The 12,065-nt window shown below is 40.4% G+C and carries 12 protein-coding genes, 1 pseudogene and 1 riboswitch; all 13 genes and pseudogenes read left to right on the top strand.

What is annotated here, in order from left to right:
- Window positions 1-23 precede the first annotated feature (23 nt).
- The 13 genes and pseudogenes from ACGLYD_RS09565 to gcvPB all read left to right on the top strand — a co-directional run bounded on the left by ACGLYD_RS09565 (window position 24) and on the right by gcvPB (window position 11,440).
- Window positions 24-482, top strand: coding sequence for an NUDIX hydrolase (locus ACGLYD_RS09565; RefSeq protein ID WP_399632634.1), 459 nt, complete (start codon window positions 24-26; stop codon window positions 480-482).
- A gap of 649 nt (window positions 483-1,131) precedes the next feature.
- Window positions 1,132-1,353, top strand: coding sequence for a transcriptional regulator (locus ACGLYD_RS09560; RefSeq protein WP_399632632.1), 222 nt, complete (start codon window positions 1,132-1,134; stop codon window positions 1,351-1,353).
- On the top strand, window positions 1,350-2,603 hold the full coding sequence (locus ACGLYD_RS09555; RefSeq protein WP_399632630.1) for a DNA polymerase thumb domain-containing protein: 1,254 nt from the start codon (window positions 1,350-1,352) through the stop codon (window positions 2,601-2,603). The genes ACGLYD_RS09560 and ACGLYD_RS09555 overlap by 4 nt, the downstream gene beginning before the upstream one ends.
- Before the next feature lie 13 nt (window positions 2,604-2,616).
- Entirely contained in the window at window positions 2,617-2,775 is a 159-nt protein-coding gene (locus ACGLYD_RS09550; protein WP_399632627.1) for a YolD-like family protein, read from the top strand.
- Between the two features lie 256 nt (window positions 2,776-3,031).
- Window positions 3,032-4,240 (top strand): annotated as a pseudogene (locus tag ACGLYD_RS09545) (DNA polymerase thumb domain-containing protein); the annotation flags it as partial.
- 39 nt (window positions 4,241-4,279) lie between these two features.
- Entirely contained in the window at window positions 4,280-4,459 is a 180-nt protein-coding gene (locus tag ACGLYD_RS09540; RefSeq protein ID WP_399632624.1) for a hypothetical protein, read from the top strand.
- Between the two features lie 5 nt (window positions 4,460-4,464).
- Entirely contained in the window at window positions 4,465-4,593 is a 129-nt protein-coding gene (locus ACGLYD_RS09535) for a hypothetical protein (RefSeq protein WP_399632621.1), read from the top strand.
- Between the two features lie 314 nt (window positions 4,594-4,907).
- A complete protein-coding gene (locus ACGLYD_RS09530) occupies window positions 4,908-5,978 on the top strand; it encodes an MBL fold metallo-hydrolase (RefSeq protein ID WP_399632618.1) in 1,071 nt (356 codons plus the stop codon).
- Window positions 5,971-6,216 carry a DUF3006 family protein gene (locus ACGLYD_RS09525; protein WP_399632616.1) on the top strand — a complete coding sequence of 82 codons (246 nt, stop codon included), beginning with the start codon at window positions 5,971-5,973 and terminating at the stop codon, window positions 6,214-6,216. Before ACGLYD_RS09530 ends, ACGLYD_RS09525 begins: the two co-directional genes overlap by 8 nt.
- 316 nt (window positions 6,217-6,532) lie before the next feature.
- Complete coding sequence (locus tag ACGLYD_RS09520; protein ID WP_067209949.1) at window positions 6,533-7,048, top strand: shikimate kinase; 516 nt, start codon at window positions 6,533-6,535, stop codon at window positions 7,046-7,048.
- A gap of 231 nt (window positions 7,049-7,279) precedes the next feature.
- Window positions 7,280-7,372, top strand: a riboswitch (glycine riboswitch).
- A 136-nt stretch (window positions 7,373-7,508) separates the two neighbouring features.
- A complete protein-coding gene (gcvT, locus tag ACGLYD_RS09515; RefSeq protein ID WP_399632613.1) occupies window positions 7,509-8,606 on the top strand; it encodes a glycine cleavage system aminomethyltransferase GcvT in 1,098 nt (365 codons plus the stop codon).
- A gap of 34 nt (window positions 8,607-8,640) precedes the next feature.
- Window positions 8,641-9,987, top strand: coding sequence for an aminomethyl-transferring glycine dehydrogenase subunit GcvPA (gene gcvPA / locus ACGLYD_RS09510; protein ID WP_187045005.1), 1,347 nt, complete (start codon window positions 8,641-8,643; stop codon window positions 9,985-9,987).
- The gene (gcvPB, locus tag ACGLYD_RS09505) at window positions 9,980-11,440 is read left to right on the top strand and encodes an aminomethyl-transferring glycine dehydrogenase subunit GcvPB (protein ID WP_067209940.1); all 1,461 of its coding nucleotides are present in this window, start codon (window positions 9,980-9,982) and stop codon (window positions 11,438-11,440) included. The genes gcvPA and gcvPB overlap by 8 nt, the downstream gene beginning before the upstream one ends.
- Window positions 11,441-12,065: the final 625 nt, after the last annotated feature.

The raw sequence follows: 12,065 nt of genomic DNA, 5'->3' as shown, positions 1-12,065 counted from the left end.
TAATTTAATTGTGGAGGTATTATATGGGCTATATTATGGATTTAAGAAAGTTAGTAGGTAGTCGTCCGCTTATTATGGCTGGGGCATGTGTCATCGTATTAAATAAAGATAATAGGATACTATTGCAACTTCGTAAGGATAATAACTGTTGGGGATTAGCTGGTGGTTCTTTAGAAATGGGTGAGTCTTTGGAACAAGTAGCTAAAAGAGAATTACTTGAAGAAACAGGTTTGGTCGCAAATAAATTAGAGTTATTCAATGTCTATTCTGGCGAAAAATTCTACTATAGATATCCGCATGGTGATGAGATTTATAATGTGGTAACAGCTTACATATGTAATGATTATGAAGGAGTATTGAACAAAGAAGAAAGTGAAGTGAAAGAACTATATTTCTTTCACTTCAACGAACTTCCGTCGAACATTAGTCCTCCCGATTTACCAATAATCCAAGAATATATTCAAAATTGTATCTTCAACTAACGGGTGCTTTAGTTGAAGTAGAGGGGCTTCTAAGGGAGCTCTTTGTTCTTATTGAACTAACGAGGCAGGTTAGTTCGCACGAGACACCAGACATTGCATTTGGAGTAGCTTTACAAATATTTGGAGGGTTGCGTAAAGGAGAGGTGGGGTCATGTTAATGACTGGAGAGCGAAAATCACAAAAAACAGAAACTACTTGTATTTGTGGCAAAAAAAGCTGAGCTTCGACACGGAACCCGTAATTTTAATATCAGACAGAAAAAATCGCTTTAAAAAACGTCCCTCATTTTTATTGCTCTTATTGTGATAAAGCATCATATGATTCATCGGTAAATGTGGATGAACTGCTTATATATGCATATAAAAATGATAGGGATGCAATTGATTGGGATAAAAGAGATAATTACTTTCCACAATAAACAACTTGAATACGAGTTGTCTTTGAAAGCTGAGTCAACAATTTTATTGGCAGTTTAAAAAGTGACCGTTTCCATAATTGGAGCTGTCACTTTTTTGAGTTCTATTACTGTCCGGACAGTTATATAGTCCAAGGTGTGACATTTACACATTTACTTCTTAGCTCATCATAACATATTTTCACTTGTGATACGAACGTTCATTCTGTATACTGGTTAAAAGGGGGAACGAATGTGCGTAATCAATTACTGAAGTCGATAAAGTATAACGAGTCACTGGATATGACGTGCATAGCAAAGGACGGTTCAATCAGTAAGCGAAGAATTAAGGTACTGCAGGTCAGTGAGGTATTGTTCCGAGCGTACTGTAATCTTCGTGGGTCCAAACGAACATTTACTATCGACAATGTGCTCGCACTTGTTCCCGTCGTTACTACAGAGCGTGTCGTTATATGATTGACTACAGCAAATTTCCTAACAAAAACATCGCTTGTATTGATATGAAAAGCTTTTTTGCAAGTTGTGCAGCTGTCGATAGAGGTATTGATGTTCTAAAACATCCGATCGCAGTTGTCGGCAATTTGAACCAAAAGGGAAGTATCGTATTAGCAGCTTCCCCATCTATGAAAAAACGATTCAGAGTCAAAACGGGGACGCGTTTATACGAAATACCGCAACACCCGGACATTATACTTATTGAACCGAGAATGGAATTCTTTATCAAAGTTTCTATGGAGATTTCGCGCTTATTAAACCAATACGTTCCTACAGAAGCCATACATGTCTACAGCGTTGATGAATGCTTTTTTGATTTGAGTGGAACGGAAAGACTGTGGGGACCGATTGAACAAACGATAAAAAGAATACAAGATGAATTGTTAGAGCAGTTCCAATTACCGTCTGCAGTCGGTGTCGGGCCTAACATGCTGATGTCCAAACTCGCCCTGGATCTTGATGCCAAAAAGACGGGATACGCAAAATGGACATTCGATGACGTGCAGACGAAATTATGGCCAGTTTCTCCTTTAAGTGAAATGTGGGGAATTGGCAGCCGCACGGAAAAGTCTTTAAACGACATAGGGATATATACAGTTGGTGATTTGGCCCATACTGATTTTAAAAAACTCGAGAAGAAGTTTGGCATAATGGGAAACCAGTACTATCACCATGCATGGGGGATTGACCTATCTGAGCTCGGAGCACCACTCGTCGAGGGCCAAGTGAGTTACGGCAAAGGGCAAACCTTGTACAGGGATTACGTGACTCGTGAATCGGTTCTCGTCATATTAGAAATCTGTGAGGACGTTTCTCGTCGTGCAAGAGAAGCAGGAAAAGAGGGCAGGACCGTTCATCTTGGAATCGGATATAGTAAACATTCTTTTGGCGGTGGTTTTAATCGGTCGATATCAATAGAAGAAGCTACAAATGATACGTTGAAAATATATAAAACGTGTATGGCTTTATTTGATAAATTTCACGATGGCCGTCCCGTACGCAAAATTACAATTTCGATAACCAACTTAGAAGATGAAACATCCATGCAGCTGAGTTTATTCGATGAACATAAATTGCGGAACCGTAAGTTAGGCACGGTTATGGATGATATCCGGAATAAGTATGGCTCCACAGCTATTCTACGAGCTGTGTCACTCATGGAAGATGGGACCGCAATCGGTCGTTCGAAGTTAGTTGGCGGACACAAGTAATGGGAGGTTTAGTATGATTCGAGATCGTATCAAGTGGACTGCAATGATGCTCTCGGAGCACATTAGAGAACTGCGTATTTGGATGAAAGAAGATAATTACAAAGAACGTCCAGAGCTAGACAATTATGATTTACAAGGCATTCAAGAAGAAGTAGAAGTCGCGTTTAGATGATGAGATTCATGAATAGTGCAGGGCAACGACAACTAAGACTGCAACTGGGGTAGTCTTTTTTGCAAATAAATGGTCTGGTAATTAAAAATAATAACTCTGATATTTTTATGTTCAAATTTGCTTAGTATATAATTTTGCATATTGTTGTTAGAACCTTGATTAGGGTTATTAACTAACACTACCGATTAAAGTATGAGGATATGTGTTTATTGTTTGAAGTCAGTAATTTAGGGGTTTTGTATATAATACTAAATATAAGAGTTTCTACGCGAGCTGCATGGCTACATTGCATAATTTAGATGTCCAGACAGTCCCTATTGCAGTTGTGGGCAGTTTTAAACAAAGCGGGTCCGTTGTATTGGCTGCCAGTCCACCCATGAAAAAGAGATTTCGAATTAATACAGGTAATCGATTATTTGAAATCCCTAGCCATCCCGAAATTCGATTATTCGAGCCGCAAATGGCACATTTTCTTGAAATGTCAATGTCCATCACACGAATCCTCCACAAATACGTACCTGCAGAGGCTATACATGTCTACTCGGTCGATGAATCGTTTATTGACCTAACAGGAACCGAGAAGCTATGGGGCGACCCCGTACAAACTATCAAAGACATACAAGCAGAAATACTGGAAACGTTAAATTTACCGTCAACGGCTGGCATGGGACCAAACATGTTAATGGCAAAGTTGGCTCTGGATATCGAAGCAAAGAAAACAGGCTTTGCAAAATGGATCTATGAAGATGTGCCGACGAAGCTATGGCCTATAGCACCCTTAAGTGAAATGTGGGGGATTGGCAGTCGGACAGAGAAATCTTTGAACGACATCGGTATATATTCGGTTGGAGATCTAGCAAATGCTGATTTGAAAAGACTTGAAAAGAAGTTTGGCGTTATGGGCAATCAATATTATCATCACGCATGGGGAATTGATTTGTCAGAGCTGGGAGCTCCACTCTTGGAAGGTCAAGCGAAGAGTTACGGCAAAGGACAGACGCTATATAGGGATTACGTGACCCGTGAATCCGTTCTCGTTGTCATATTGGAGATGTGTGAGGATGTTTCTCGTCGGGCAAGAGAGGCAAGAAGAGAAGGCAGGACTGTTCACCTTGGAATTGGTTACAGTAAGCATTCATTTGGCGGGGGATTTAGTCGTTCTCTCTCAATAGAAGAAGCTACAAATGACACAATGAAAATTTATCGAACTTGCATGGCTCTATTTGATAAATTTCATGATGGCCGTCCTGTGCGAAAAATAACGATTTCAATCACCAATCTTGAAGATGAAACGTCCATGCAGCTAAGCTTTTTTGATGAACATAAGGTCCGGAGTCGCAAAATAGGAATGGTTATGGATAATATTCGTGATAGGTATGGATCCACAGCAATGCTAAGAGCCGTGTCGCTCACGGAAGATGGTACCGCAATCGGTCGTTCGAAGTTAGTCGGCGGTCACAAGTAATGGGAGGATTATCATGATAAGAGATCGAGGCAATATTAAATGGACTGCGATGATGCTATCAGAGCACGTCGCAGAGTCGCAGAGTTGCATAGATGGCAAAATGAAGATCATTACGAAGAACGTCCGCAGCTTGATGATTTTGATTTACAAGCTATTCAGTATGAAATAGAAGTTGCACAAAAAAAGGGAATGCACAGTACGCGTAAAGTTTTGGGATAAAGGGAATGCCGTTTTTTTACATGGGTGTCATTCGAGAAGTAAATGTTGAGGCGATGTGGATTACGGTTGATAGTCCTTTTGGAGGGGACCGCATGCCGGTATCAGACATCATCAGTGTGCAGATTGCGGAATAGTAGACGGAGGAAAGGCGACCTCTCTGCGGAAGAGGTCGCCTTTCGATACGGTGTATTTGATAACGCCGTATCGGTATTCATTTGAATTGTGTATTCATTTGCAATATATCGAACGATTCAGTTTATGTCGACGAGGGTAGGAAATAAAAAAAAAATTCGCAACGACCGACCAAAATTAGTTTGTCGTTCTTATTTGTCGTTAATTGTCGAAATATTAACAGTTGTTTTAAGTTACTGCTAATTCATGTAGACTTTCCCAAATCTATCAACTACCATCAAATATGTAGGTAAATAGAATTAGAGGAGGAACATGAATGATGAAAAAGTATTTATCGATTATCATGGCGTTTATATTAGCCATCAGTTTATTGCCCGCTTCAATTGCAACTGCAGCACCAATTGAATTAAAGGTGCATTTTATCGATGTTGGGCAGGGGGATTCAATCCTAATCCAAGCACCAAACGGTAAAAACATGCTAGTTGACGCTGGTACGAAAGCAGCTGGTGCAAAAGTTGTTTCGTTCCTAAAAGAAAAAGGTGTAAAACGACTTGATTACGTAGTCGCAACACATCCGGACGCGGACCACATCGGCGGATTGATTCCAGTTATAAATGCATTCCCTGTTACGAACTTCATAGACAGCGGGAATGTTCATACTTCGCAAATATATTTCGAAATGCTTGAACTGATCGACAAGAAAAACATCAAGTTTACTATCGCTAAAGAGTTGGACAAGCTTGCACTAGATCCAAACGTAATCATCCGCGTCCTACATGCTGATGAAAATGCAGCAGACTCTAATGATGCATCAATCGTTTTAAAAGCAACATACAACAAAGTGTCATTTTTACTGATGGGCGATGCGGATACGGCGATCGAAGACCAAATCAGATCAAAGTATGATGTCAAAGCTACTGTGCTTAAAAACGGGCACCTCGGATCTGACACGAGCAGTTCAGCAGCATTCATCAGTAATGTTAATCCAAGTATAGCAATTCTAAGCTACGGCAAAAATAACTCATATGGCCACCCGGATCTATCGGTAGAAAGCCGACTGCAGAAAGTCGGGGCTAAAGTGTACAAAACGCCACTTGATTGTAATATTACAGTTACAACAAACGGTGTTAAACACTCTGTAGCAAGTACTTGTAAAAATGGTAATGTAGTTAAAACTCCGGCACCAAAGCCGACTGTGAAACCTACACTGCTTCCAGTACCTAAACCAGTAAAAAAGCCAGCTGCAAAACCTAAACCGGCTCCTGTGCAATCTTATTACAAAAATTGCACGGCATTGCGCAAAGATTATCCATACGGAGTAGAGAGAGGTCATCCTGCATACGCGAAAAAACATGATCGGGATGGTGATGGGCATGCCTGTGAATAAAATAAAATACACGCTTGATAAAATCGAAGATGGCCAGTATGTTTTCCTGGAGCATCAAAACGAAGAAAATCAATTACTCATTCCTGCAGCTGAAATTAATGTTGAAATTTCAGAAGGAAGCATTGTGTTAATCAGCAAAACAGATTCTGTTTATGAATTCGAAGTATTAATAGTAGAAACTGTAGACATGCGTGATAAAGTCAGCAACTTGCTTGAGAAGTTGAAAAATAAAAAGTGAATACAACAACAGCCACCAACTCTATTGAGAAGGTGGCTGTTTTGTTTTCGGATTTTCTTGAATCAATCACAAAACTAACTACAAACTCACAAAAGTAACGGAACGTTACTGGAATGAATGGAAACAGAAAATTAAATCAGTTCCACAACCATCGAAAACAAACGCCATTCAGAAGATTGTAGAATATAGCCGAATTACAGTGTAAGATAGTATTCAAAGAAGTTACGATTCGCTTGAAACGTATTATGAAAACGAAACGGTGAGAACAATGAAACGGAACGGATAAAACTATTCGTTCTGCCAAGTGGGTGATGACATGAAAAAAGTGTATTTGATTGGCTATATGGGATGTGGGAAGAGTGCGATCGGTAAACGACTCAGCTTTGCGACGAAAATGCCATATTATGATATGGATACTGAAATCGTGAGGATGACTGGTTTGACGATCCCCCAAATATTTGAAATGTATGGTGAAGAACGTTTTCGTGAAATGGAAACGGAGTTCCTTCGCACGTTCCGTGATGAATTTTGTATCATTGCGACAGGTGGTGGTGTGGCGATGCGTAAAGAAAATAGGGAGATTATGCGGGAAACAGGTCTTGTCTTTTTTCTGAATGCTCCGTTTCGTGACATATGGCGACGGATTTCCACGGACCGAAACCGTCCGATTGTACAAAGATCGACACGCTCCGACCTTGAACAGTTGTTTAATAATCGAAAACCTCAATATCTACAAGGTGCACATTTTAAAGTCGAAACGGAAAATCGATCTTTGCGTGACATTGTGGATTATATCGCATTCCAAATAGGAAGACTTAAAGGGGAAATATAAATGAAGACGAAAATAAACCACCGATTATCGTTTTCTTATTCCTTTAATTGGACGAAAATTTAATTAATGACCAAAAAGACGAACGATTTATAGTTAATATCTATTTTAGTTCGTTAAAACGACTGTCAATTAAAAAGTATTGCGCTTTTAAAAATGAAATGTTAAGATATAAGGCGAAAGGGCATTAGTTGTCCGAATCTTAGTTATCTTTATTTCAATTGAATAACGCGAATGATTGTATGGGGAGAGCACGCAATGGCGTCGCCGAAGGAGCAAGTAACTTATTGTTATGAATCTCTCAGGTAACAAGACTCATACATGACGCATCTCTGGAGAGCGCCGGTTAAGCTGGTCACCAACGAGGAAAGCCGCAAGGTCAAACTTTCAGGTACAAGGACAGAGGTTTCCTAATTAGGGGACCTCTGTCTTTTTTTATCAAATTTTTAAGGGGGAATAGAACTTGTCAGAGTCATTGAAACGCACGGTTCTTTTTGACAGCTACGCTGAATACGGCGGTAAAACGATTGATTTTGGTGGTTGGGAATTACCTGTTCAGTTTTCAAGCATTAAAGCTGAACACGAAGCTGTACGGACAAAAGCAGGTCTTTTTGATGTTTCGCACATGGGCGAAGTGCTTGTCACAGGAGAAGGCGCATTATTATATTTGCAAAAGATGGTTACGAACGATGTATCGAAACTTAAAGACGGACAAGCTCAATACACGGCTATGTGTTATGAAAGTGGCGGGACTGTGGATGATCTTTTAATCTACAAACGTGGGGATAATAATTACCTTTTGGTAGTCAATGCTTCAAATATCGACAAAGATCTTGAGTGGATGAATAGCCATACTACGGACGATGTCAAAATTGAGGACGCATCATCTTCTTACGCACTGCTTGCATTGCAAGGACCTATTGCGCAAGAAGTACTTCAAACATTGACGGATGAGCCTTTAGCAGACATTAAGTTTTTCCGTTTCAAAGAAAATGTTGACATTTCCGGACACCAAGTTCTTGTTTCGCGTACTGGATACACGGGAGAAGATGGATTCGAAATTTACGGCTCTCCTGAAGCAATTGTCGCATTATGGAGTGTTATTCTGAAAGCGGGCGCAAGTGAAGGTGTTGTACCAGCAGGTCTTGGTGCACGTGATACACTACGTTTTGAGGCTGGTTTACCACTATATGGACAAGAACTATCAAAAGATATTTCACCACTTGAAACGGGCCTTGGCTTCGTTGTGAAGTTGAATAAAGAAGAGGATTTCTTTGGTAAAGAAGTTCTAGCTTCCCAAAAAGAAAATGGTGTGCCGCGTAAACTTGTCGGCGTGGAAATGATCGACAAAGGAATTCCGCGTACAGGTTATAAAGTATTCCTTGGCGAAGAACAAATTGGTGAAGTAACAACGGGTACACAATCACCGACACTTAAAAAGAACATTGGTTTTGCACTTCTAAACAGTGAACACACTGCTGAAGGAACTGAAATTGAAGTCGAAATTCGTGCTAAGCGTTTGAAAGCAGTAATTATCGCTACACCATTTTATAAACGCTAATCATATACCATCTATGAAAAGGGGTTAAGAGGACATGCAGCATCGTTATATTCCAATGACTGAAACCGATCGCGATGAAATGATGAAAACAATCGGAATTACTTCCGTAGATGAACTTTTTGAAGATATTCCTGAAAAGGTTAGATTTAAAGGCGAGTACAATATTAAAAAAGCGAAATCCGAGTCTTCTTTGACAAAAGAACTTTCAAAACTTGCAGCGAAAAATGCGGATGCGCGTACATATGCATCATTCCTTGGCGCAGGTGTCTATGATCATTACAAGCCGATCATTGTCGACCATGTCATTTCACGATCCGAGTTCTATACGGCTTATACACCTTACCAACCGGAAATCTCGCAAGGGGAATTGCAGGCTATCTTTGAATTCCAGACAATGATCTGTGAACTGACAGGTATGGATCTTGCAAACTCATCTATGTATGACGGCGGAACGGCTCTTGCAGAAGCGGGTACGCTTGCATCAGGTCATACACGCCGTAAAAAACTTCTTATTTCTGAAACAGTTAACCCTGAATCGCGTGATGTTGTACTTTCTTATGCGTCTGGGCAATATATCGAAGTGGTAACAATTCCACAAAAAGATGGAGTAACTGATATGGCTAAGCTAGAAGAAATGATGGATGAGGATACAGCTGCTGTCCTTGTACAATACCCAAATTTCTTTGGTCAAATCGAAGACATTCAAAAAATTGGTGAAATTGCACATGCTAAAGGCGGACTGTTCGTTGTTTCATCAAATCCGCTTGCACTTGGCATACTAACACCACCAGGTAAGCTTGGTGCCGACATTACAGTTGGTGATGCACAACCATTCGGTATTCCTGAATCATTTGGCGGACCACATTGTGGTTATTTTGCGGTGACGAAAAAGTTGATGCGTAAAGTTCCAGGTCGTCTTGTTGGAGAAACAACTGATGATGAAGGCCGTCGTGGCTACGTGTTGACACTTCAAGCACGTGAACAACATATCCGCCGTGATAAAGCGACGTCTAATATCTGTTCAAACCAAGCGTTGAACGCACTTGCTGCTTCTGTAGCGATGACTGCGCTCGGTAAAATAGGCGCACAAGAAATCGCCTACCAGAACATTGTTAAAACACGCTATGCGAAAGAAACCTTTGAAAAAGCTGGCTTCGACGTTAAATTTAGTGGATCACATTTCAACGAAATCGTCGTTGATTGCAAACGGTCTGTAAAAGAAGTAAATGCAAACCTATTTACAAAAGGGATTATCGGTGGTTATGACTTAGGCCTGACGTATCCTGAATTTGCTAACCATGCACTAATCGCCGTTACAGAACAGCGTACGAAAGAAGAAATCGATGCACTTGTGCAGGAAATGGAGGCCCTTCATGCATAAAGATAACCAGGCGTTAATTTTCGAACTTACTAGAGAAGGACGGATAGGTTATAGTCTTCCTGAACTTGATGTCCCTGAACTTGACCTTTCCAATCTATTACCAAAGGGATTTGTACGCGAGGAAGCTGCTGAACTTCCGGAAGTTTCTGAACTTGACATTATGCGTCATTACACTGCACTTTCCAATCGTAACCATGGTATCGATTCAGGATTTTATCCACTTGGATCATGTACGATGAAATATAATCCGAAAATCAACGAATCCGTTGCACGTTATCCTGGATTCGCGAATATTCATCCATTGCAAGAAGAGTCGACTGTTCAAGGTGCACTAGAGGTTTTATATGACCTGCAAGAGCATCTTGTAGAAATTACAGGAATGGATGAAGTGACACTTCAGCCGGCGGCAGGAGCGCACGGCGAGTGGACAGCATTGATGATGATTCGGGCTTTCCATGAAGCTAACGGCGACTTCAAACGTACAAAAGTACTTGTTCCCGATTCTGCACACGGTACAAACCCGGCATCAGCTACAGTTGCTGGTTTCGACACGATTACAGTCAAATCAGGTGAAGACGGACTTGTAGATCTTGAGGACCTGAAACGACATGTAGGGGATGACACGGCGGCGCTTATGCTGACGAATCCGAATACACTTGGTCTTTTTGAAGAAGAAATTCTTGAAATGGCTGAGATCGTTCATGCTGCTGGCGGAAAACTTTATTATGACGGCGCAAACTTGAATGCGGTTATGTCTAAAGCACGCCCTGGCGATATGGGCTTCGATGCTGTTCACTTAAACTTGCACAAAACATTCACAGGACCACATGGTGGCGGTGGACCAGGTTCAGGTCCGGTTGGCGTGAAGAAGGATCTTATTCCATTCCTGCCGAAACCAGTCCTTGTGAAAAAAGATGAAGTTTACACATTTGAATATAATTTACCACAATCGATTGGTCGTGTTAAACCGTTCTACGGTAACTTCGGTATCTATCTGCGTGCATACACGTATATTCGTTCAATGGGGCCAGATGGCCTGAAAGCTGTTACGGAATATGCCGTATTGAATGCGAACTACATGATGCGCAGATTGGAGCCACATTTCGATTTGCCATATAACCGTCATTGTAAACATGAATTTGTTCTGTCGGGTCGCCGTCAGAAGAAACTTGGCGTGCGTACGCTGGATATGGCGAAGCGACTGCTTGACTTTGGCTATCACCCGCCTACAATTTACTTTCCACTTAATGTTGAGGAAGGCATGATGATTGAGCCTACAGAAACAGAATCGAAAGAAACACTCGATGCATTCTGTGATGCACTTATTCAAATTGCGAAAGAAGTGGAAGAAAACCCGGAAATCGTACAAAACGCACCGCATACAACTGTTATCAATCGTCTTGATGAAACGAAAGCGGCACGTTTCCCTGTACTTCGTTATACAAAAGCATAAGTTTGTAATTAGTCGCTAGTGAAAAAGCAAAGCATGCAGAGAAAGTAATTTATTTCTCTGCATGCTTTTTTGTCATTTTTAGGAGTAACTTTGAATGGAGAAGGATATGATCACATTGGAACAATTTTTGTTTGAATTCTCTTTATATCCCGAGGGTAATGCTGAATTGGTACTGTAATAATTAGTGGAGGTTAGGAAACGTAGCTTGGTTCGTTAGGAAAATGAGAAATCAATTATAAATCCATTGGTTTCTCTTTTTGTCCGATCATATTCAATTCGCATTATGGAAGTGATTTTACTTTTCTTTACTACATATAATTAAAGAAAAGGAGTGGGGAAGATAAAACAGTCAAAAAGGACTTTATTTGTACTGTGTATTGTAGGCGTTTTTCTAGTAGTTTACGGATCAGCCATCGTCTTACGACTTCTATTAGGGAATTTTTTATTAGATGGTGGACTAACCAATCTGAATTACTTATTACTTACTCTTTTATGTGTGGTACCATTTCTATTATATTTATTGATCAGCAAGAATTATTGTGAAAAAGTTACGGAAGTAATTTTGATAAGCGGGCTCTTCTTTTTGACTTTTTTTGTTTACTCTAACTTTATGCTTGTGTTTTCT

Origin of the sequence: Sporosarcina sp. SG10008 (genome assembly GCF_044569405.1) — a bacterium.
In the GTDB taxonomy this organism is placed as follows: domain Bacteria; phylum Bacillota; class Bacilli; order Bacillales_A; family Planococcaceae; genus Sporosarcina; species Sporosarcina psychrophila.
The sequence above is the reverse complement of the archived record's forward strand: the minus strand, read 5'-3'. Positions and strand labels throughout refer to the sequence as shown.